This is a genomic window from Kitasatospora sp. NPDC096128 (genome assembly GCF_040303105.1).
Classification (GTDB): domain Bacteria; phylum Actinomycetota; class Actinomycetes; order Streptomycetales; family Streptomycetaceae; genus Kitasatospora.
This window is the reverse complement of record NZ_JBEOSP010000015.1, coordinates 53,336-75,215: the sequence shown is the minus strand read 5'-3', so window position 1 is coordinate 75,215 and position 21,880 is coordinate 53,336. Positions and strand designations below refer to the sequence as shown.

At 73.3% G+C, this 21,880-nt stretch carries 19 protein-coding genes; 9 read left to right on the top strand and 10 right to left on the bottom strand.

Features of this window, described 5'->3' with window-relative positions:
• The first annotated feature begins 480 nt into the window (after positions 1-480).
• Entirely contained in the window at positions 481-1,245 is a 765-nt protein-coding gene (locus ABTY61_RS18520; RefSeq protein ID WP_350506071.1) for a class I SAM-dependent methyltransferase, read from the top strand.
• 68 nt (positions 1,246-1,313) lie between these two features.
• On the top strand, positions 1,314-3,263 hold the full coding sequence (locus ABTY61_RS18515; protein WP_350506070.1) for an ATP-binding SpoIIE family protein phosphatase: 1,950 nt from the start codon (positions 1,314-1,316) through the stop codon (positions 3,261-3,263).
• 105 nt (positions 3,264-3,368) lie between these two features.
• On the opposite strand, the gene ABTY61_RS18510 is transcribed toward ABTY61_RS18515, so the two are convergent.
• A complete protein-coding gene (locus ABTY61_RS18510) occupies positions 3,369-5,558 on the bottom strand; it encodes an MMPL family transporter (RefSeq protein ID WP_350506069.1) in 2,190 nt (729 codons plus the stop codon).
• Between the two features lie 155 nt (positions 5,559-5,713).
• On the opposite strand from ABTY61_RS18510, the gene ABTY61_RS18505 reads away from it, so the two are divergent.
• A complete protein-coding gene (locus ABTY61_RS18505; protein ID WP_350506068.1) occupies positions 5,714-6,337 on the top strand; it encodes a TetR/AcrR family transcriptional regulator in 624 nt (207 codons plus the stop codon).
• A 10-nt stretch (positions 6,338-6,347) separates the two neighbouring features.
• Here ABTY61_RS18505 and ABTY61_RS18500 read toward each other — a convergent pair whose 3' ends face one another.
• Positions 6,348-7,379, bottom strand: coding sequence for a LysR substrate-binding domain-containing protein (locus ABTY61_RS18500; protein WP_502895360.1), 1,032 nt, complete (start codon positions 7,377-7,379; stop codon positions 6,348-6,350).
• Positions 7,333-7,698: a hypothetical protein gene (locus ABTY61_RS18495; RefSeq protein ID WP_350506067.1), complete on the bottom strand. Its 366-nt coding sequence runs from the start codon at positions 7,696-7,698 to the stop codon at positions 7,333-7,335. Before ABTY61_RS18495 ends, ABTY61_RS18500 begins: the two co-directional genes overlap by 47 nt.
• 271 nt (positions 7,699-7,969) lie before the next feature.
• Between ABTY61_RS18495 and ABTY61_RS18490 the strand changes: the two genes are divergently transcribed.
• Entirely contained in the window at positions 7,970-8,353 is a 384-nt protein-coding gene (locus tag ABTY61_RS18490; protein ID WP_350506066.1) for a hypothetical protein, read from the top strand.
• Positions 8,354-8,484: 131 nt separating this feature from the next.
• Here ABTY61_RS18490 and gntD read toward each other — a convergent pair whose 3' ends face one another.
• Complete coding sequence (gene gntD, locus ABTY61_RS18485) at positions 8,485-9,567, bottom strand: guanitoxin biosynthesis L-enduracididine beta-hydroxylase GntD (protein ID WP_350506065.1); 1,083 nt, start codon at positions 9,565-9,567, stop codon at positions 8,485-8,487.
• A 352-nt stretch (positions 9,568-9,919) separates the two neighbouring features.
• Between gntD and ABTY61_RS18480 the strand changes: the two genes are divergently transcribed.
• Entirely contained in the window at positions 9,920-11,113 is a 1,194-nt protein-coding gene (locus ABTY61_RS18480; RefSeq protein ID WP_350506064.1) for a PrnB family protein, read from the top strand.
• A gap of 28 nt (positions 11,114-11,141) precedes the next feature.
• Here ABTY61_RS18480 and ABTY61_RS18475 read toward each other — a convergent pair whose 3' ends face one another.
• Both ABTY61_RS18475 and ABTY61_RS18470 read right to left on the bottom strand, forming a co-directional pair.
• Positions 11,142-12,113 (bottom strand): EamA family transporter, encoded by a 972-nt coding sequence (locus ABTY61_RS18475; protein ID WP_350506063.1) that lies wholly within the window; start codon positions 12,111-12,113, stop codon positions 11,142-11,144.
• Between the two features lie 101 nt (positions 12,114-12,214).
• Positions 12,215-12,394 (bottom strand): hypothetical protein, encoded by a 180-nt coding sequence (locus ABTY61_RS18470; RefSeq protein WP_350506062.1) that lies wholly within the window; start codon positions 12,392-12,394, stop codon positions 12,215-12,217.
• A gap of 353 nt (positions 12,395-12,747) precedes the next feature.
• Between ABTY61_RS18470 and ABTY61_RS18465 the strand changes: the two genes are divergently transcribed.
• Positions 12,748-13,662, top strand: a complete 915-nt coding sequence (locus tag ABTY61_RS18465) for a helix-turn-helix transcriptional regulator (protein WP_350506061.1) — start codon at positions 12,748-12,750, stop codon at positions 13,660-13,662.
• Here the strand turns inward: ABTY61_RS18465 and ABTY61_RS18460 are convergent.
• The 4 genes from ABTY61_RS18460 to argJ are packed head-to-tail and all read right to left on the bottom strand — an operon-like array spanning position 13,644 to position 18,549.
• Entirely contained in the window at positions 13,644-14,891 is a 1,248-nt protein-coding gene (locus tag ABTY61_RS18460) for an MFS transporter (RefSeq protein ID WP_350506060.1), read from the bottom strand. The genes ABTY61_RS18465 and ABTY61_RS18460 overlap by 19 nt on opposite strands.
• Positions 14,888-16,243, bottom strand: a complete 1,356-nt coding sequence (locus ABTY61_RS18455; RefSeq protein ID WP_350506059.1) for an ATP-grasp domain-containing protein — start codon at positions 16,241-16,243, stop codon at positions 14,888-14,890. Before ABTY61_RS18455 ends, ABTY61_RS18460 begins: the two co-directional genes overlap by 4 nt.
• 28 nt (positions 16,244-16,271) lie before the next feature.
• Positions 16,272-17,387: a GNAT family N-acetyltransferase gene (locus ABTY61_RS18450; protein WP_350506058.1), complete on the bottom strand. Its 1,116-nt coding sequence runs from the start codon at positions 17,385-17,387 to the stop codon at positions 16,272-16,274.
• 7 nt (positions 17,388-17,394) lie between these two features.
• Positions 17,395-18,549 carry a bifunctional glutamate N-acetyltransferase/amino-acid acetyltransferase ArgJ gene (argJ, locus tag ABTY61_RS18445; protein WP_350506057.1) on the bottom strand — a complete coding sequence of 385 codons (1,155 nt, stop codon included), beginning with the start codon at positions 18,547-18,549 and terminating at the stop codon, positions 17,395-17,397.
• Positions 18,550-18,816: 267 nt separating this feature from the next.
• Between argJ and ABTY61_RS18440 the strand changes: the two genes are divergently transcribed.
• The 3 genes from ABTY61_RS18440 to ABTY61_RS18430 are packed head-to-tail and all read left to right on the top strand — an operon-like array spanning position 18,817 to position 21,819.
• A complete protein-coding gene (locus tag ABTY61_RS18440; RefSeq protein WP_350506056.1) occupies positions 18,817-19,596 on the top strand; it encodes an enoyl-CoA hydratase/isomerase family protein in 780 nt (259 codons plus the stop codon).
• Positions 19,597-19,601: 5 nt separating this feature from the next.
• Positions 19,602-21,014, top strand: coding sequence for an asparagine synthase C-terminal domain-containing protein (locus ABTY61_RS18435; RefSeq protein WP_350506055.1), 1,413 nt, complete (start codon positions 19,602-19,604; stop codon positions 21,012-21,014).
• Positions 21,015-21,072: 58 nt separating this feature from the next.
• On the top strand, positions 21,073-21,819 hold the full coding sequence (locus ABTY61_RS18430) for an NRDE family protein (RefSeq protein ID WP_350506054.1): 747 nt from the start codon (positions 21,073-21,075) through the stop codon (positions 21,817-21,819).
• Positions 21,820-21,880 lie beyond the last annotated feature (61 nt).

Sequence of the window (21,880 nt, the reverse complement as noted above, 5' to 3'; positions counted from 1 at the left end):
CGCGGAGCACCTCCCCCGATCCGCGCGTCGGCGCTCCCGCAGCCCCCCGGCTGCGGGAGCGCCCTCAACGCTTCCCCGGCGCTGGTTCCACTGTGCACCCCGCCGATTGACGTTCGATAAACGTCCGATTGTCAGCCTGCGTACTGGCAAAACCGCAGGTCAGCGCCGCCACCACCGGCGCGCCGTGCGGCGTGCGGGGCCGGTCGCACCACCCGGCCCGCACCCCCGTGCTTCCGCGGACCCGCCCCACTTCGGCCCAAGCATGACGAGTTGGCCGGAAAGGGACCCCATGGCGCAGTGATCACGCATATTCTCAGATGCCAGTACGCACACGAGTGTCCGCCGACAACGTGTCGGGGGGCAGGCCGTCTGTGCGACGAAAGCTGTGATGCGGGGAGCGTGACGTACCGCCACCGGCAGCGGCCCAGGAGGCTGCGGAGGAGCCGACCGGAGGCCACGGGTGGAAGGGTGCCTCTCAACGTGACGACCGGACAGATATCCGATGCGTTCCCCGTCGGCGAGGACGCCGGCGACGACGGCCCCGACGTGCGGCGACGCCGGGCGACCCGGGCCCTCCAGGCGGTCGCCTTCGACACCATCGGCACCGGGTACGGCGAGGCGTTCCCCGCCAAGGACGGCCAGCTGGAATGCGGGCGGCAGCTGCTCGCCGAGCTCGAACCCGGGGCCCGGGTGCTGGACGTGGGCTGCGGGACGGGCGAGCCGACCGTCCGCCAGCTGACCGCCGGCGGGCTGCGGGTGACCGGGATAGACCTCTCGGACGTGATGCTGACGCTGGCCCGCCAGGCTCGGATCGAGGGCGCGTACCCGGCCGAGTTCCACCGCATCGACCTCTACGATCTGGCCACCGAGCGCGCCGACCGGGTGTGGGGCGCGCCCGGGCTGGGGCCGGCGGGCCGCGGCACCTTCGCCGCCGTCACCGCGTTCTTCTCACTGATCCTGCTGCCGCAGGACGAGATCCCGACCGTGCTCGGACGGCTGCGCGACCTCCTGCGGCCGGGCGGACTGCTGGTGCTCGGCATGGTCGAGGCGGACCTGGATCACGTTCCGCTTCCGTTCCTTGGCAGAGAGCTGCGGATCAGTGGGTATCTGAGGGAGGATCTGGAGCGGGTTCTGGTCGCGGCCGGTTTCGCCGTCGAGGAGTGCTCGGGGCATCCGTACGCGCCGGCCAGTACCACGCTGCCGCCGGAGGAACAGCTGTTCCTGTGCTGTCGACGCGTCGGCTGACCGACCAGAGGACCAGAACAGCTCACCGACCAGACCTCCCGACCCCACCGAATCCAGGACAGGCAGCCGTGCGCGACCAGCTCAAGACCGAGGCGGAGCAGCCGCCCGCCGTCCCGGGTCAGCGCGGCCGGCTCCCGGCCCGACCGGACGAACCGGTCCGGGCGGTGACTCCCGCCCCGGCCCCGGCCCCGGCCCCGGCGAAGCCTCCGACGGCGCGGCCGGACCGCGCCGGGGCGGCAGACGGGGCGGCCGACGGGGCGGCCGACGGGGTGGCCGACGGGGCGGCCGACGGGGTGGCGGACCGCCTCGCCTACCTCGACGCGGCGACCCGGCGGATCAACAGCGCCCTCGACCTGGCCGCGACGCTGCGCAACATCGGCCGGGTACTGGTCCCGACCCTCGCCGACGCCGCCGTCGTCCACCTGCGCGACCCGCTGCCAAACGTCGAGCGCGAGCCCGGCTTCCCGGAGGAGCTGCGGATCCACCACAGCACCGGCACCCGGATCGGCCGCCGCGGCCGCAAGAGCGGCGCGGACGACCGGCACCGCTCGCGCTTCGGCTCCCGCTCGACCGCCGATACCGGCCCGGCCACCCCGGTCACCCGGGGCGGCGCGCTGGCGCACATCCTGCTGAGCCGCCGCCCCGCCGAGTCGGCCGTCCTCGGCACGCCCGCCGCCGAGCGCACCGAGTCGCTGCTGCGCGAGGTGTACGGCACCCGCGGGCTGGCCCGGCTGGCCGCCGGCACCTCGGTGGTCGCCCTGCCGCTGCGCGGCCGCAAGGCCGTCCTCGGTCTGCTGGTGCTGATCCGGCGGCCCCCTGAACGCACCGGCCGGCCGGCCTTCGACGCGGCCGACACCGCGACCGCCGCGCACCTGGCGACCCAGGCGGGGCTGGCCGTGGACACCGCCCTGCGGTACGCCCGCGAGTGGGAGATAGCCAACGAACTCCAGCGCAGCATGCTGCCGTTGCGCCTGCCGCAGTCGCACGGCGTCCGGATCGCCCAGCGCTACCTGCCCGGTGAGCGCGGCGCGCAGGTCGGCGGCGACTGGTACGACGCGGTGCCGCTGCCCGGCAACCGGGTCGCCCTGATCGTCGGCGACGTGATGGGCCACTCGCTCACCTCGGCCGCCATCATGGGCCAACTGCGCACCAGCGCACAGACTTTGGCCGCACTCGACCTGCCGCCGCACGAAGTGCTCTACCACCTGGACGAGCAGGCCCAGCGGCTCGGCCGCGAACAGCACCTCGCCACCTGCGTGTACGCGGTGTACGACCCGATCGCCAACCGGGTGGTGCTGGCCAACGCCGGGCACGTCCCGCCGGTGCTGGTCCGCCCGGACGGCCGGGCCGAGTTGGTGGAGCTGGACTCCGGGGCGCCGATCGGGGTCGGCGGGGTGGACTTCAACTCGGTCGAGCTGCCCGCGCCGCCCGGATCGTCGCTGCTGCTGTTCACCGACGGCCTGGTGGAGACCCGCACCCGCCCGCTCAGCGACGGCCTGGAGGTGCTCCGCGCGCGGATCGCGGCCGCTCGCTGGCAGTCCCCCGAGCAGCTGTGCCAGGAGGCGCTGCGCATCCTGCCGCCCGGGGACCGCGGCGACGACATCGCCCTGCTGGGCGCCTGCTTCGACGGCATCCCGGCCGGGGACGTCGCCCACTGGTACCTGCAACCGCGCAACGAGACGCCGGGCCGGGCCCGCCGGCTGGCCGCGCACACGCTGCGGCGCTGGGGGCTGGACGAGCTGAGCGAGGCGACCGAGCTGATGGTCAGCGAGCTGGTGACCAACGCCGTCCAGCACGCGACCCGGCCGGTCACCCTGAGCCTGGTGCGCACCACCCGGCTGCGCTGCGAGGTCGGCGACGACAGTCCGCTGCTGCCGCGCCCGCGCCGTACCGGTCCGGAGGACGAACGCGGGCGCGGGCTGCAGATAGTGGCCCGGTGCGCGGACCGCTGGGGCGCCACCCGGCTGGGCACCGGCAAGGTGGTCTGGTTCGAGCAGCGGCTGCCCGGCGGGACGTGACGGCGTCCGCCGGGACGTGACAGCGTCCGCCGACACGTGACCGTGCTCGGCGGAACATGACGGTGCCCGGCGGGAGGTCGGATCCCACCGGGCACCGTCAGAGCGTCAGACCCCGGCGGGCTCCCTCGCCGACCGGCGCTCCCCCTCCAGCCGGGCGATCAGCTGCTCGCCCTCCATGTCGACCTTCGGCACGACCTTCTCCAGCCGCTTCGGGAACCACCAGGCGGCCCCGCCGAACAGCGCCATGGCAGCCGGCACCAGGGCCATCCGCACCACGAAGGCGTCCACCAGCACGCCCACCGCGAGGGCGAAGCCGATCGGCTGGACGATCGGGTCGTGCCCGAGGACGAAGGCGCCGAACACCGAGATCATGATCAGCGCGGCCGCCGTCACCACCCGGGCGCCGCCCTTCACCCCGCCGACGACCGCCTCGCGCGGCGACTTGCCGTGGACGTACTGCTCCTTCATCCCGGAGACCAGGAACAGCTCGTAGTCCATCGCCAGCCCGAACAGCACGCCGATCAGCAGGATCGGCACGAAGCTGACCACCGGTCCGACCTTGGGCACGTCGATCAGGCCGTCCAGCCAGCCCCACTGGTAGACCGCGACCACCGCGCCGAGCGAGGCCAGGATGCTGAGCAGGAAGCCCAGCACCGCCTTGAGCGGCACCAGCACCGAGCGGAAGGCCAGCGCGAGCAGCACCAGCGCGATGCCGACGATCACCGCGACGAAGGGCGGCAGGGCCTGGCCGAGCTTGGTGGAGACGTCGATGTTGGCGGCGGTGGTGCCGGTGACGGCGATGCTCGCGCCGGTCGCGGACGCGATCCCGGCGCGCTGGTCGCGGATCTCGTTCACCAGCGCCCGGGTGTCCTGGTGGTCCGGGCCGGTCTTCGGGATGACCGGCACCAGGGCGGTGCCGCTCACCGCGTCGACCTTCGGCGGCAGCAGGGTCTGCACGCCCTTCAACCCCTGCAACCGGCCCGCCGCCTCCTGGACGGCCTGCTCGGGACGCGGTGCGCCGTGGGCGTCCACGACCACCACCAGCGGTGCGTTGAAGCCCGGGCCGAAGCCCTCGCTGACCAGGTCGTACGCCCTGCGGGCGTCCGTGCCGACGGCCTGTGAGCCGCCGCCCGGCAGTCCGAGGTCCAGACTGGCGGCGGGTACCGCCATGGCGCCCAGTCCGGCCAGGCCGACCAGCAGGACGGGCAGCGGGCGGCGGACCACGAAGCGGGCCCAGCGCTCGCCCACGGTGACCTTGCCGTGGGTGGTCAGCGCCCGCTTCCAGACCGGCAGCCGGTCGATCGCGCGGCCGGTGAAGCCGAGCACCGCGGGCAGCAGGGTGATCGCGACCAGGACGGCCACCACGACGGCGCCGGAGGCGGCCAGGCCCATCACGGTGAGGAAGGGGACGCCGGCGACGGCGAGCCCGGCGAGCGCCACGACCACCGTCAGTCCGGCGAAGACCACGGCGCTGCCGGCGGTCGCGGTGGCCCGGGCGGCGGACTCCTCGGGCTCCAGGCCCTCGTCCAGGTGGCGGCGGTAGCGGAACAGGAGGAACAGGGCGTAGTCGATGCCGACCGCGAGGCCGACCATCAGGGCCAGCACCGGCGCGGTGGTGATGATCTCGAACGAGCCGGTCAGCGCCAGCAGCCCGGCCATCGCGACGGCGACGCCGACCAGCGCGGTCAGCAGCGGCAGCCCGGCCGCGACCAGGGTGCCGAGGGTGATCACCAGCACCGCCCCGGCCACCGCCAGTCCGATCGCCTCGGAGCCGCCTTCGACCTGGGCGAACCTGTTGTACGCGTCGCCGCCGAAGGCCACCTCCAGTCCGGCCGCGCGGGCCGGTTCGGCGGCGGCCCGGACCGCGTCCCGCTGCTGGTCGGTGACCTCGGCGAGCTTGTGGTCGAAGGAGACCAGTGCGATCGCGACCCGGCCGTCCGGGGAGACCGCGCCGGTGGCGTACGGGTCGGGCACCGCGGCCACGCCGGGGGCGTGGGCGATCCGGGTGACGGCCTCGCCGACCGCCCGGCGCGCCTCGGGCGAGGCGATGCCGCCGGGCGCCGGGGCGGCGAAGACCACCTGGGCGGAGCCGTGGCCCTGCTCGGGGAAGGTGTGCTTGATCCGGTCCAGGGTGGCCTGGGCCTCGGTACCGGGGACCTTGAACTCGTCGCTGGTCTTGCCCGCGAGGGCGCCCGCGGCCCCGCCCACGGCGATCAGCAGTGCGATCCAGACGGCCAGCACGGCGCGCCTTCTGCGGAAGCAGTAGCGGCCCAGTCGGTACAGGTACGTGGCCAAGGTCTGACCCCTCGCGGTGTGGTCGGCGGACGGGCGGGTGCCAGGCAGGTGCCTGAGCGAACCCCTGCCACGGTAGACCCAACTTTGTCAGGTGACAAAGTTGACCGACAAAATCGATCGACACAGTTGCCCGACCATGGCGCTACCCTGGCTGAATGGCTCATGTCCCCGCCTCCGAACGCCGACCGCAGCTGGTCCGGGCCGCGATCGACCTGATGACCCGGGAAGGGGTCTCCGCCGGCAGCACCCGCGCGATCGCGGCGGAGCTGGGCGTGGCACAGGCGACGGTGCACTACACCTTCGGCACCAAGAAGGACCTCTACCGGGCCGTCGTCGAGGAGGTGGCCGCCCAGTTCATCGACCGGGTGCGCGCCGCCTCCCCCGGCGACGGACCGTTCGGCGACCAGGTCCGCACCCTGGTCCACGCGCTCTGGGACGCCGCCACCGGCGAGGACGGGCGCTGCGTCCTGCTGAGCGAGTTCGAGACGCTGGCGATGCGCGACCCCGACGTCCGGGAGATCATGCTCGGGCTGCAGCACGCCATGGAGGGCACCGCCGCCGAGATGCTCGCCACCCTCGCCGCCGCCCACGGACTGACCCTCGCGCTGGGCGCCGACCGGATCGCCGCCCACTTCCTCACCGGCTTCGACGGCCTGACGGCCCGCCACCTGATCCGGCGCCCGCCGGGCGAGCGGCCCGACCCGGAGACCCTGGAGGGGCTGGACCTGCTGGTGGCGACCACCGTCGGCCTCTGCCTCGGCGAGCCGGCGGCGCACTGACCTCCTACCGCTAGGGACCCTCGACGATCCGGACCGGCAGCTCGACCAGCACCTCGCGCAGCGCCGCCGCGAAGCGCTCGTACTCGACGCTGCGGGCCGAGCCCGGCCGGGTGGCCAGCCCGATCCGACGGCCGGGCGCCGGGGCGGCGAACCGGACGGCGGCCAGCCGGTCGGTGCGGCCGGCCTCGACGTCCAGGGCGGTGGCCGGCAGCAGGGTCACCCCGAGCCCCCCGGCGACGAGTTGGACCAGGGTGGACAGGCCCGCCGCACGGGTGGTGGAGCCGGCCGGGTCGGCACCGACCTCGCGGCAGATGTCGAGGGCCTGGTCGCGCAGGCAGTGGCCCTCCTCCAGCAGCAGCACGTCCAGGTCGAGCAGCACGTCCCGCGGCACGTCGATCCGTCCGGCGAGCGGGTGCTCCGGCGGGGCGACCAGGACGAAGTCCTCGTCGAACAGCGGGATGTCCCGGGTCGGCGAGGAGCCGCCGGCCGGGAGCGCGAGCAGCAGGACGTCCAGCCGCCCGGCGGCCAGGCCCTCCAGCAGCGAGGGGGTGCGCTCCTCGTGGACGTGCAGCTCCAGCTCCGGGAAGCGGTCGCGGACCAGCCGCAGCACGGTGGGCAGCAGGTACGGCGCGACGGTCGGGATCACCCCGAGGTGCAGCGGTCCGGTGAACGGACGGCGGGCGGCGTCGACCTCCTCGGTGAGGGCCTGCAGCGAGGCGAGCACCCGGCGCGCATGCTCGTGCACGCGCTCCCCCAGTGGAGTGACGATCACCTTGCGCGTCGTACGCTCGACCAGTTGCGCGCCCAGCGACTCCTCCAGCGCCGCGACCGCCCCGGACAGCGCCGGCTGGCTGGTCCCGGTCGCGGCGGCGGCCTCCCGGAAGTGCCGGTGCTCGGCCACCGCGACGAAGGCCTTGAGCTGGGCGACCGTAGGCGTGCGCGGGCTGCGGACCGCGGTGCTCCCGACAGCCGCCTCGGGTTTGCCGGCGGCGGCCCTACGGGGGGTGGGCCGGGAGGTGGGCGGTTCGGTACTGATAGCAATCTCCGATCAGACACACCCAGTGTAGCCATTTCGACCGAATCGGCCGGAACGGCCGCGACCGGGCCCGAATCGGGCAGCAGCAGCGCACCGCCGAGCACCGGGGCGAGGAGCAGGCCCCCTGTTCCTCGATCTCGATCAGGACCGGCTCGTCCTCGGGCGGCCGCAGTTCGCCGTGGAAGGAGCCGGAGGTGATGCCGACCGCCGCCGCCACGCCGTCCACGCCGTCCACGCCGTCCACGCCGTCCACGCCGGAGGAGAACGGCTCCGCGATCAGTACGGTGCCGGAGCGTGCCGGGGAGGCCGAACGGTTCCGTGGCACGGGATGTGACGATCATTCATAGAATGGGTGCCGGAGAGCCGGGGGGAGCCGCGGCCATCGCGCTGAGGCGCCTCCGGGGCTGGAGCCTGCCCGCCGGAGGAACGCGGTTTCCATCGGGAGCGGCAGTCCGGTGGCGGCCACGTCCGAAGCTGGCCACCGGACCACCTGGATCCGGTGCGCGATCGACCAGGAGGATCGGTCCGCCCGGGCGGCCCACCATGGCCCTTCGGCAGCACACGCACGCATCGACGGATCATCAGGAGAGTGCCCCATGAGCCAGCGGTTCATCGAGGAAGGGGACTTCGTTCCCGCCCCGGTCAAGCCCCTCGTCCCGTTCGAGGTGCTGGACCGGCTCGACGTCAGGGTGGGCACCATCCTGTCGGTCGAGGAGATCGCGAACTCCAAGAAGCTGATGCGGCTGCGGATCAACTTCGGCGACCACCAGCGCACCGTCCTGTCGGGGATGCGCGGCGAGCGCGAGGACCCGCAGGAGATCGTCGGCCAGCAGGCGCTGTTCGTGGTCAACGTCGAGCCGCGGACCATGGCCGGCGAGGTCTCCGATGCCATGCTCTTCGACCTGGGTTCACCCGATCGGGTGCTTCCCGCGCTGGCCCGCCCGGAGCGGCCGCTGCCGGACGGCGTCCGGGTGGGCTGACCACCGGGTGAGCTGACCACCGGGTGAGCTGACCACCGGGTGAGCTGACCACGGAACCGGACCGTGGCCGGCCGGCCCGGGGTCGGTCGACCTCCGGGGCCGGCCGGCCACACCGGTCGTCGCGGCGCGGATCAGACCAGCGCGCGGCCGTGCGGGGAGTACCGGCGGCCGGCCGCCTTGCGCAGGTCGGCCATCACGTTGATCCGGCGCAGCCAGCGATCGGTGCCGTCGTACCGCGCGGTGAACGGCTTGCGGCCGTGCACCGCGCGCTTGTTGTCCACGATCAGCATCTCGCCAGGGGCGAGCACGACGTCCCGGATCTCGGAGTCGATGCCGGCGATCAGCTCGTCCAGCGCGGCCAGCGCCTCGGGGTCGAGGTCACGCGGCATGAACGCGGGGTCGATGCGGACGTACGGGTCCTCCGGGTTGCCCGAGAGCACCGGGCCCGGCTTGGGGGTCTCGTTCATCTCGGTGATCTTCCGGAACGCCTCGGCCACCCAGTCGCCCTCCTCCACACCGGTGGTGCTGGCGTTGAAGGCGGCCGTGTGCGACTCGTCGGGCAGGATCAGGTAGCGGTCCTCCGACAGCAGCCGACGCGACTTCGGGTCGAGCGGGATGGAGTTGATCGGCGCGAAGGTGGTCGGCACCTGGTCGTGGTTGCGCAGGCCCATCAGCATGATCCAGTCCGCCCGCAGCGGGTGGAAGGCGTCCTCGTTGTGCCACTCCAGGTTGACCGTCGAGCTGGAGCCGAGCTGCTCGTGCTCGTGGCCCTTGATCGGGAAGAGGTCGAGGACCATCTTGCCGCGCTGCTGGGTCAGGTAGGAGACCGGGTCGCCGAGCAGCGAGCCGAGCAGCAGCAGGAGCGCGGACGCCCGGTCCGCCTCACGGCTGTTCGGCTCGGAGGTGTAGCTCGTCGGCGTGGGGCCGGCCGCGGCCTCGTCGATCGGCATGTTCGACAGGACCATGCCGCCGTACGGGCGCCCGGTGATGCGGAACGCGGCGAGGGTGGCGCGCACCCGGCGCGGGGCCTCGTGGGCGAGCAGCGCCAGGTCGTCGAGGCGCTGGTCCAGCGGAAGGTCGGTGTCGGTGTCGAGGATCCCGTCCGCGAGCTCGCGCAGCTGGGCGCTCTCGGCGTCGGTCAGTTCGAGGTAGGGCACCTGGTCGGCCTCACGGAGGGGCAGCGACGCGGGGAGGTCCGAAAGGGCACCGGGCATGAGTGAGTCCTTCAGTGTCGGCAAACGCGGTATCGGCAAACGCCTTGGAAGAGGGGTGGCTCCACCCGAGACGCGGGGTGCCGTTCGCGGACGGCGCGAAGTCGATCGGCAGGGCCGTCGTCGAGTCTCACCGTCTCGGAGAAGGGGCGTCCAGCTGCTCCGGCTGACCGTCCTGTGCCACGGCCGGACCCGGTCAACGGGCCTGCTCCAGCGGGTCGCTGGCCGGATCCGGGCATGCCCGTTCCGGTCGGCGACCGGCCGCCCGGTCCGGCCCCCGATTGGGTACCTTCGGGCTCGCTCCCGCCATCCCGGGCGGCGATGAGCGCGATGTGACGGCGAGTTGGGGGATGCGATGGCCGAAGGACAGCTGGACGGCACCGACGGGAAGACCGGGGTCGACCTCCGGGCCTTCGAGGTCGACCCGGTCCTGGGGTTCCTCCCCGCCGCCGACCCGCTGACCTCGCTGCCGGCCCCGTTCGACGCCTGGGACGAGCTCGCGGCCGCACTGCCCAAGCACCTGGTGTCCGGCCGGGCCCGTACGCTGCTCGCCGACCTGCCCCGACTGGACGTCGCCGAGCTGCCGGACGGGCCCCGACTCGAACGCGCCATGCTCCTGTTGAGCTATTTCGGGCACGCCTGGATCAACGACAGCGGCACCCCGGCCGCGTTCTGCCCGGCCCCGATCGCCGTCCCCTGGCACGCCGTCGCCGAACGGCTGGGCCGGCCGCCGATCCTCTCCTACGCGACCCAGCAGCTCCACAACTGGGCCAGGCTCGATCCGGACGGCCCGGTCGAGCTCGGCAACATCCGCCGGCTCCAGGACTTCCTGGGCGGGATGGACGACGACTGGTTCGTCCTCGTCCACGTGGCGATCGAGGCGGCGGCCGGCCCCGGAATCAGCGCGGCCGTGGCGGCCCAGGAGGCGGGGTCGGCCGGCGACGCCGAGCTCCTCGCCGACCGGCTGCACGCGGTCGCCGAGGCGTTGCGGGCCATGCACGCCGTCCTGGCCCGGATGCCGGAGCGCTGCGACCCGTACGTCTACTACCACCGGGTCCGCCGGTTCCTGTTCGGCTGGAAGGACAACCCCGCCTTCCCGGACGGACTGGTGTACCAGGGCGTGACCGCCTACGCGGAACGGCCGCAGCGGTTCAGCGGCGAGACCGGCGCGCAGAGTGCGATCATCCCGTTCCTCGACACCGTGCTGGGGATCGCCGACGACGACGATCCCCTGCGCGACTACCTGCTCGGGATGCGGGACTACATGCCGGCCCGGCACCGCGCCTTCATCACCTCGGTGGGCGGCCGCTTCGACCTGCGCGGCTTCCTGACCGCCGGCCGCCCGGCCGCCCCGCTGGCGGCGTACGACGCCTGCATCGAGGCGATGGCGGACTTCCGGACGCTGCACCTGCGCTTCGCGGCCGAATACGTGCAGCGCCAGGCCCAGCGGGAGGAGGCCAACTCCACCGACACCGGGACCGGCGGCACGCCGTTCATGCGCTACCTGGGTCGGCACCTCGACTCGGTGCGGCGGCACGCCCTCGCATGAGGGCGGGTTCCCGATGAGGGCGGGTTCGCTACTCCTCTCCCCGGTCGCCCAGGGTCGCGGCGATGCTGGCCAGCACCACGCAGCCCAGGCCCGCCAGTTGGACCGGTGCCAGGCTCTGCCCCAGCACCAGGAAGCCGATCAGCACCGCCACCCCCGGCTCCAGGCTGGTCAGCACGCCGAAGACGCGGCTGGAGAGCCGCCGCAGCGCGGTCATCTCCAGCATGTACGTGGCGACCGGGAACAGCAGGGCGACGCCGACGCCCTGGGCCAGCAGCCAGAGCGTCCGGTCGGAGTCGACCAGGCCGTGCCAGGCCGACGCCCCGCCGACCGGCAGGACCGCGACGGCGGCGACGGATATCGAGACCGCGAGCCCCTGGAAGCCGTCGAAGACCTGCCCGACCCGCCGGGTGAAGACGATGTAGACCGCCCAGCACAGGGCGGCCGCGCCCGCGAGGGCGAGACCCACGGTGTCCAGGCCGTCGGCACCGTTCAGGCCGTCGTCCGCGAGGCAGAGCAGCACCACGCCGAGGCCGGCCAGGGCGGCCCAACCCGCGTGGGAGAGCCGCCGGGAGGAGGCGAGGGCCACGCCGAGCGGCCCCAGGAACTCGATGGTCGAGGTGACGCCCATCGGGATGCGCTGGATGGACGCGGCGAAGAGCAGGGTCATCCCGCCCGAGGCGAGGCCGAGCAGTGCCACCGTGGCCAGTTGACGGGGCGTCCGCCCGGCCAGGCTCGGCCGGGCGATCACCAGGAGCACCGCGGCGGCGACGAGGAGGCGGAGCGACGTCGCGCCCGCAACCCCGAGCGGCTCGAACAGCGAGGTGGACCAGGCGACTCCGAGCTGGACCGTGAACATCGCGGCCACCGCGAGCACGGGCGCCGGGATCCGGCCGGTGGCCTCACGGGCGGTGGCCGGTCCGGCCGCCACTTCCCCGACCGGGCCGGCCGACCCCTCCGTCAACTCCCGGGATCCGCTGGTGTGTTCGCTGGTCTCCGGCATTGCGCCTCCGTTCGTAAAGTTGACCGTACGCGATCAGATCATACGGACGAAGGCCATCCGGTCGAGCCCCTGTCACCGCGACCGGAACTCCCGAACCGGCCTCAGCCCCAGGCGAGATCGTCCTGGGACGCGACCTTGGCGGCCACGACGGCGTGCACGGGACCGGCGGAAACACCGGCGACCGCAGCGGCCCCGGCGGCGGCGAGCAGCGCGGCGGCGGCCGCGAGGGCCCACGGGCGGGACGCGGTGCGGTGGTTGGCGAAGTCCTGGCGCTTGGGCATTTCCTCGTCCTTCGTTCTGCGTCGCACGGGATCCCGAACGCGTCCCGTGCCGGCCACTCGGGCCTGACGATCAGCATGTCCGGCGACTCGACGGACCGTAAAGGGCCACCGGATGTCCCTGAGGGGTCATGGCAGCAGACGGCCAGTGGCTTCCGTCACTCCACCTGGCGAGACAGAAGAATCTGCAGGTCAACGCGCGCCCGATGGCAGATCCTGCGGCCAACTGGGATTCTCCGGACGTTCTTCCTGGATGGCCACATATAATCGCTTCGTGTCCGAAACCGCATAGCCCTGCAACAGCCTGTATGGATATGATCACCCAAGGGTAGGAGGCCTACAGAACGGGGGAGGGCATGCCTGCGGCCAGTGCTGCCGTACACGAACTTCTCCAGGCGCTCTCGGCCACCACCGGGTCTCCCCTGGAGGAGCTGCAGGAGCGGCCGCCCTCGCTCGAACTGGCGCTGGCACGGCTGCTGGACCACGAGGAACAGGCCGTCCGCGACCGGATCGACCAACTGCACCGGACCCAGCAGACACTGGCCGCACTGAGCGCCAACCTGATGAACCTCAGGTCCGGCCCGGAGAGCAGCGCCACGTTCGCCGTGCTGGAGGGCGACCAGGTGGTCTCCGCGCTGGAGAGCGCCGCGGCGCTGGCCCGCCGGGAGATCCTCAGCATGCACCCGGGCGCTCCGCTGCCGCCGGAGATGCTCACGGACAGCATGGACCGCAACCTCCAAGCCCTCGACCGGGGCGTGCGGATGCGGTCGATCCACCTCTCCGCCATGCTCAAGGTGCCCTATGCGCGGGCCCACCTGAGGTCGCTCCGGGAGATCGGCGTCAAGGTCAGGGTCGCCTCGGTGCTGCCCTTCCGCCTGATCGTCGTCGACCGGGCGCTCGGCTACGCCTCCGCGCGCCCGCGCGAGGACGGCCGGCTGGCGGCGCTGGAGTTCCGCGGCGCCGACGCCGTCGCCCTGCTCGTCCAGACCTTCGAGTACTGCTGGGTGCACGGCACCGCGGCCTCCCCGGAGGAGGAGTTCGACGAGCAGGAGCAGGCGGACTCCCCCCTGGAGGAGCGCGAGCGGGCGCTGCTGCAGATGCTGGCGCAGGGGATGAAGGACGAAGCGATCGCACGCTCCCTCGGCGTCTCGTCCCGGACCCTGCGGCGGCTGATCGCCGACCTGATGCAGAAGTTGGACGTGGGCAGCCGCTTCCAGGCCGGCGCGCGAGCCGCGGCACTCGGCTGGCTCGGTCAGGACACGGACCGCTGAGGGTCGGGCGCCGGCTGCGGAGCCGGTACCCGGCTCGTCCCGACCGCGCCGAGCGCCAACAGCGCCGCCGCCCCGCAGATGCCGGTCAGCGTCCACCACAGGGCTCCGCTCCCGCCCGTCGGCAGTCCGGTCGCCAGCAACGGAGCCGCCGCCGACGCCACCCCGGTCAGCACCTGGTTGAACGCCAGGTAGCTGCCGCGCTGCTCCGCCGGCGGCCACGAGGTCAGCATCACCAGGGCCGCCTGCGAGACCACCATCTCCCCCAGGGTGTAGACCACCATCGCCGCGACCAGCAGGACGGTGCGCAGCCCGGCGAAGGCGGCGGGGAGCAGCAGCGCGGTGAGGAACATCGTGACGTACGAGAGCCCCCCGACGGCCAGCGCGGCAGCCGGGCGGAACCGTTCCAGGTAGCGGCTGAACGGGAGTTGGAGGAGCGTCAGCAGGCAGGTGTTGACGGCGAACAGCAGGCCGACCGACCAGCCCGGCAGGGACAGGTCGCGCAGCGCGTACACCGGCAGCGCGCTCTCGGTGGTCAGCACGACGGCCAGCAGCATCGCGTACACGGCGGCGATGCGGACGAACCCGGCATCGCGGTACGGACGGGCCGGCCGGCGGTCGGCGTCGGGCGCGGCGGAGCGGCCCGCGGCCGCCGTCGCGGGCAGCGCCGCGTACAGCGCGGCGGCGACCACGAAACTGGCCGCGTTCACCAGGCCGACCAGGGCGAAGCCGGCCCCGGGCCCGACGAGCAGACCGGCCGTCAGCGCGCCCGTCCCCATCCCCGCGTTGAACACCACCCGGGAGAGCGCCAGCCAGCGGCCGCGCTCCTCCTCCGGGGACAGCGCCACCGCCAGCAGCGGAGAAGCCGTCTGTTCGGCCCGGCCACCCAGCGCGAGCACCGCGCTGAGCAGCACGAAGGGCAGCAGTCCGGGCAGCACGACGAAGCCGACGAAGCAGCCGGCCCGTGCCAGCGCGGCGACCACGAGCACGGGTCGGGGACCGAACCGGTCGGCGATCCGGCCGACGGCGGACAGCGCGGGCAGCACGGCGAGCGTGGTGCAGGCGAGGACGGTGCCGATGGTGCGCAGCGACAGCCCCGTGCGGTCCTCGAAGAACAGCAGCGCGAACGCGTAGAAGAAGCCGGTCCCCACCGCGTTGACCAGCCCGGCGGCGGCGAGCCGACGGACGCCCGGCCCGCTCGGCAGCAGGCGGGCGGCCCGTGCACCGCTCACGGCGCCGCCTCGACGTGCGCCCTGAGGTCCGCCTCGACGTGCGCCTGGACGTCCGCCACGACATGCGCCTCGACGTCCGCCTCGACGTCCGCCTCGACGTCCACCGAGAGCTGGCCCAGCGCCGCGTCGGCGCGCCGTACGGCCTCGCCGGCGGTGTCGCCGACGGCGACCAGGCTGCCGCAGACGTCGACGTTGTCCCGGGCTCGGCGGACGGCGTCGCCCGGCCGCACGTACACATCGAGCGCGACCAGGCCCGGCACCCGGCGGGCCAGCTCCTCCCCGCGGACGGCGCGCACGGTTCCGCCGTCGGTCGCCGTGAGGCAGCGGGAGGCGGCTCCTCGTCGGTGGCGCACCGCCAGATCGGGCTGCCGGCCGGTGTGCAGCTTGACCAGCTCGCGCTGGAGGTGCACGCCGGTGCTCTCCTGGATCAGCCGGGTGATCCGGGCGCCGGGCATCCTGGCGTTCACCTCGACCAGCCGCGGCCCGTCCGCCGTCAGCTTGACCTCGACGTGGGCGGCGCCGAAGTCGTGGCCGAGGGCGTCCAGCGCGGCCAGCGCATGGGCCGCGCACCGGTCCCGGACCGGTTCGGGCAGCAGGGACGGGAAGGACTGCCCGATCTCGACGAAATGCGGGTGCGGGCCGAGCGCCTTGTCCGTCACTCCGAGCACGGTCCGCTCGCCGACCGAGGTGACGGTCTCCACACTCACCTCGAATCCGACCACGTACTCCTCGACCAGCGCGCCCGGGGTGCGCGGCCCGCCCCGGTAGTCGGTCGGCACGGAGGCGATCGCGCGGTAGTACTCGGCCAGTTGGGCGGGGGACCGGCACAGCCGGACCCCGATGCTCCCGGCGTCGGTCATCGGCTTGACCACGCACGGATAGCCGACGCGCTCCCCGGCGGCCAGCGCCTCCGCCTCGGAGCGGGCCCAGCCCCAGGCCGGCCCCGGCACCCCGGCCCGGTCGCAGGCCTCACGGGTGCGCAGCTTGTGCCGGGCCCGGTGGGCGGCCTCGGGGGCGAGCCCGGGCAGGCCGAGCAGCCGCGCGGCCTCGGCGGTGGTCGGCACGCTGTAGTCGTTGGTCGTGAAGACCCCGCGCAGCCGGCCCGCCCGCTGGTGGGCGGCCAGCGCGTCCGCCACGGCCTCGCCGCTGCGGGTGTCCGCCTCGATCACCTCGTCGACGCAGCCGGCGAAGGCCGCCCGGTCGGCGTCGTTCGCCGTGTAGCGGCCGGCGTCGGCGGTCACGAACGCGGTGCGCAGGCCCAGTCGGCGCGCGGCTTCCAGCGGCGTGCGGCCGACGGCCCCGTGCCAGGACTCGACGACCGCGAACACTCCGCCCTCGGTGGCGTGCGACAACTTCCGCTCCCCTTACGGTCAGTTCGTCCTACGGTCGGTTGGTCCGGATCCTCAGCAGGTGGCAGCGCTGATCGGCGATCGCGCAGCCGCGCGAGGCCTTGGTGGCGTCGCTGCCGAATCCGTAGTGGATGGTGCCCACCCCGGCGGCGGCCGCCTCCTCGATGAGCCGGTAGTAGCCGACCTCGAAGTACAGCGCCGTCCCGGTGCGCCGCTGGAACGCGTAGTCGAAGCCGCTGTGCCGGGCGTACCAGGCCCCGTGGTGGCGCAGGACCAGGCTGAAGCCGCGGATCTCGCCCTCGGCCCGGGCCAGGACGGCGAAGGCGTCGTCGCCGAACCGCTCGGCCGTCCGCCCGATCAGGTTCAGCGAGCGGTCCGCCGACCAGGGGATGCCGTACTTGGCGATCAGCTCGGCCTCCAGCTCGGCCAGGCGCGGCAGCACGTCCGTGCTCAGCGGCTCGGCCGCGACGGTGACGCCGGCGGCGCCGATCCTGCGCCGCTCGGCCTTGATCGACCTCCGGCGCCCGGAGAAGGCGGCCAGGTAGCCCTCGAAGCCGGTCGGGGGCACCGTCAGGGTGGCGTAGCGGCCCGAGGTGAACGAGGTGTAGCCGCGGCGCGCCAGCAGGTCGGCGAGCGGCCGGTCGCGGTCGGCGACGAAGAGGAAGGCCAGGCTGGCCGCGCCGGCCTCCCGGGCCAGTGTCTCGGCGGCGCCGACCAGGGCGGCCAGGTCCTCCGGCCGGCTGTGCGGGCCGTGCAGCACCCGGGTGTTGCCCAGCTGCCGCCCTCCCGCGAGCAGGGACGGGAGGAGCGCGTCCGCGTCCTGGACCTCCGCCAGGAGGTCCGCCGCGTCCGGGAAGTCCGATGCGGCGGCGCGGCGCAGGACGGCGTCCGTCCTGCCCAGCAGCCAGGGGGCGTCACGGGTGGCGAGCGCGGTGGCCAGTCCCGCGACGAGTGCGCCGTCCCGCTCCACCCAGAGGTAGCGCATCGGCACGCCCGCGGTGCGTTCCACGACGTCGAGCCAGCGGGTGGACAGGAAGAGGTCGTCCGCGCCTGTCAGCCCGTCCCAGTCGGCCCTGGGCAGCTCGGCCGCGCTCGCCACCGAGCAAACGCCCGGTGGCAGCGCGACGGAGTTCAGCGGAGTCGTCATCCCGGTCTCAGGTGGTGTAGTCCGCGTTGATCTTCACGTAGCCCTCGGTGAGATCGCAGCCGTACACCGTGAACGCGCCGTCGGCGATGCCGAGGTCGATCCGGATGACCACCTCGTCGCCGCCCAGGTACCGGCGGGCCTGCTCCAGCAGGGCGTCGCCCACCTCGTCGGGGTACATCGTGAGGTCGCCGAACTGGATGCGGACGGCCGCCGGCTCGATGTCGGTGTCGTCCTCGAGCTTGCCGATGGCCATCGCGATGCGGCCCCAGTTCGGGTCGCAGCCGTGGACGGCCGTCTTGACCAGCGGGGAGTTGACCACGGTCTTGCCCACGCGCTTGGCCTGGGCCGCGTCGCGGGCCCCGGTGACCCGCACCTCGATCAGCTTCGACGCGCCCTCGCCGTCCGAGGCGATGTCGCGCACGAGGTGCAGCGCGCACTCGTACAGCGCCTGCTCGAAGGCGGCCGGGTCGACCGCGCCGGCGAGTCCGTTGGCGAAGACCGCGGCGGTGTCGCTGGTGGAGGTGTCGGTGTCGATGCTCAGCGCGTTGAACGTCTTGTCCATGACGCGGCGGAACAGGGCGTCGAGCTCGGCCGCGGGGATGTCGGCGTCGGTGAAGAAGAACGTCAGCAGGGTCGCCATGTTGGGCTCGATCATGCCCACGCCCTTGGCGATGCCGACCAGCACGGCGTCGCCGCAGCGCACGCTCACGTGCTTGGCGCGGGTGTCCGTCGTCATGATCGCCTTGGCCGCCGCCGCGAAGTCGGCCTCCGGGAACGGCCAGGTCATGGCGGAGAGCCCGGCCCGGATGTCCTCCATGGGGTACGGACGTCCGATCACGCCCGTGGAGCCGATGACGAGTTCCTCCGGATCGATGCCGGCGATCTCGGCGACCCGGCGGCGCACCTCCGCGGCGTTCTCCGCCCCGACCCGCCCGGTGGCGACGTTGGCGTTGCGGGACAGCACGACCATCCCGCGGCCGCGCTGGAGCGCGGCCGCCTCACGGCTGAGCACGACGCTGGGGCCGGCGAACCGGGACTTGGTGAACACCGCGGCCGATCGGCACGGCACCTCGGAGACGACCGCGGCGAAGTCGTCCCCGACGTCCTTGAGGCCCATGTTCGTCGTGATTGCCCGGAAGCCGCGAGGTACCACAGGCTGCATGGCCGATCAATCCTCTCTGAGCGGTCCCGGCTCTCGTCCCACTGGGGGACCTCGAACCGCAGGTCCGCGAATATGTGTGCAAGGACGTGAATACATCAGTCATCCCTGCGAGGTCAAGGTCGGCTCCAACTGGATGTTTTACAGGCAGTGGTGTCACTGCGTCACCCCTCGGAGACTGTTGCCACATGCCCCTGCCATGTATGAATATGCAGGCAGATGGGTACCGGCCTGATCATCATTCATGTCACCAGCCCTTGGGGGGTCCTGATGCCGACGGTTGCCGCCGCCGAGGCGAGCATGCACTGCGAGATCCAGCCCGGCGGGATCGCTCTCGTGGAGTTCTCCCAGGCGCACGAGCAGAACCCCTTCAGCCGGGCCCGGATGCGGGAACTGGCCCAGCTCATGCTCGACTTGGATCGGAACGACCAGGTGGCGTGCATCGTCCTGTACGGCGGCGAGGGACGCTCCTTCGGAGCCGGCGGGGACTTCCACGAGGTCTCGGAGTTCACCGGCGGCGACGAGGTCGACGCCTGGATCGACGACATCACCGACCTGTACGGCACCCTGGTCGGCATCTCCAAGCCCGTCGTCGCGGCCATCGACGGCTACGCGATCGGCGTCGGCCTGCAGATCGCGCTCTGCTGCGACCTGCGGATCGGCAGCCGACGCGCCCGGCTCGTCATGCCGGAGTTCCGGGTGGGCATCGCCTGCAACTTCGGCGGCTACATGCTGGAGACCGTCGTCGGCCGCAGCGTCATGCAGGAGATGCTCTACACCTGCGACGAGTGGCTCGCCGACCGCGCCCTGGCGGACCGGCTCCTGCACGAGGTCACCGAACCCGGCGACCTCCTGGAGCGCGCCCTCGCCCACGGCCGGCGCATCGCGTCCTACACCGCCGCCGCCGTGCAGTCCACCCGCGCCCGGGTCAACGGCCCCTACCTCGAAGGGCTGCAACGGGTGCGGGACGAAGGCAAGAAGGCCCATCGCACCGCGTTCTCCGCCGGCGAGGCACAGCAGCGCATGCGCCGCATCATCGGAAGGGCCTGAGCACCATGACCTCTCCCGCCACCAGCAAGTGGTGTGCCGTCAGCAACGTTCCGCTGCCGGACCTTGCGCCGCTCGCGCCGGGGCACCACCTCGGCGAGCTGTACGTGCACTACCGGGGCCCCGAACCCGTCGGGCTCGACGCCCCGTTCGAGCTGGACGTCCGCACCCTGGTCACCCGCCCGGGCGGCACCGGGCCCGGGTCCTCCCTGCGCGTCGCACCGGATGCCGTCACCGTCCGCATCTCGCCCCTCAACGAGGACCCGGTCTACTACGCGGTCAACCGCCTGCGCGGCCGGTTCGCCTACTTCACCGATCTCCTGCTCGCCCCGCTGGTCCTGCCCGCGCTCGGGCTGGCCGTCGAGATCGCAGACGGGCCGCCGGCGCACGAGCGCGCCACCCTGCTGAAGGGCGTCGACCGGCTGCCGCACGGCATCGTCGTGGAGACCCGCTCGACCGGCCACAACTGGACCACGACCACGGCCGACGAGGCCGACCCGCTGGCCGCCCACCGCTCGCCGTACCGGGACGAGCCCCTGACGGCCGGCGAGGCCCAACTCGAAGCGCTCGCCGCGGAGATCCGCCGCATCGCCGCCGCCACGCCCGAGGACGGCCGGTACGCGACCCTGCTGTCCGGGGGCATCGACTCGGGGACGGTCACGTACCTCGCGGCCACCGGCGGACTGCCGGTCACCCCGTACAGCGTCGGGACCCCGTGGGGCGACGAGTTCGCCGACGCCGCCGAGCTGTGCGAGGTCCTGGGCCTGGACCTGGCGCCCGTCCACCTCGACGAGGACCAGATCGTCGGCTCCATCCCGGAGGCGATCCGGTGGCTGGGCGTCGCGGATCCCGAGGTCGTCGAGGTCGCGCTGACCGCCACCACGGTGCAGCGCGTGGGGGCCCTTCCCGCCGACCGGGTGCTGCTCACCGGCTACGGCAGCGATCTGATGAACGCCGGGCTCTACAGCCCGTTCGACGACCCGGACGAGCTCGTCGACCAGGTCCTGTCCGCGGTGGACCGCACCCGGCGCAGCAACGAGCTGTCCAACCGCATGCCGCTCGCCTACGGCACGACCACCCACCACCCGTTCTGGTCCTGGCCCGTCATGCAGGTCGCGCTGGAGACCGCGCCGCAGTGCAAGGTCCGGGAGGGGCGGGAGAAGTACCACCTGCGCACCGCCATGAGCTCCCGGGTGCCGGAGCCGGTCGCCTGGCGCAAGAAGATCGCGGTCCACCACGGCGGCGGGCTCCAGCAGGGCGTCATGCGCCGGCTCCGCAAGGAGACCGGCCACGACGACCGCGGGCAGCTCTACCGCGCCTGCTTCGCCGAACTCGTCGACCGGGCCGGCGCGGGGCAGTTGGAGCCGGCGGATCCCTGGTCGCTGCTCGAACGGGCCGTGCGCCGAGTCCGTACGCACTGACCGACCCCCTGCCCCGGCAGGGAGCGCAGGACGAAGCACGACGGGGGACCGACCAAGCATGTGTACCGTGTTCTTCCGCTTCCGCGCCGGGGAGGGGGGTTCTCTCCTCCTCGGCGCGGTGCGCGACGAATTCCTGGACCGGCTCTGGAAGCCGCCGGACCACCACTGGAGTGGGCTCCACCGAACCTTCGAGGGCGGCCTCGACCTCACGGCCGGCGGCACCTGGCTCGCCGTCGACCGGTCGCAGCCGGCCGTGGCCGTGCTGGTCAACGGCGTTGTCGTCGACGAGGCGGAGTCCGCTCCCCCGCCGCCCGGCGCGCGCAGCCGTGGCGCCTGCCCGCTGCGCGCCCTGGCGGGAGAATTCCCTTTGGAGCGGGCCGAGTCGATCGGCATGGGCGGGTTCCACCTCCTGCTCGGGCGCCCGGCGGGCGTCGAGCTGTGGAGTTGGGACGGGGTGGACCTGCGGCATCAGGAGGTTCCGCCCGGCGATCACGTGCTGACCTTCTACGGCCTCGACGACCGCGACCACGAACGGGCCGCGGGTGTCCTGCGGGCCCTGAACACCACGGCGGACGCCGAGCCGCGGCCCGGCGAGCCCGCTGAGACGGCGTGGGCGCCGTGGCTGGGCCTGTTCGGCGACGGCGAGCCCGCGGACCGCAACCCGCACAGCCCCCTGGTCAGCCGACTGCTCGACGGCCGCCCCTACGGCTCCACCTCCGCGTCCCTGGTCGCCCTCACCCCGGCGCACGTCCGCTACGACTTCACTGCCGACCCCTGGGACCGGCTGCGCTGGTACGAGGTCTGACCCTCGCCCTCGCTCCGTGACCACAACAGCCCCACGCTGTCCCGGCCCGCCCCAACACCGA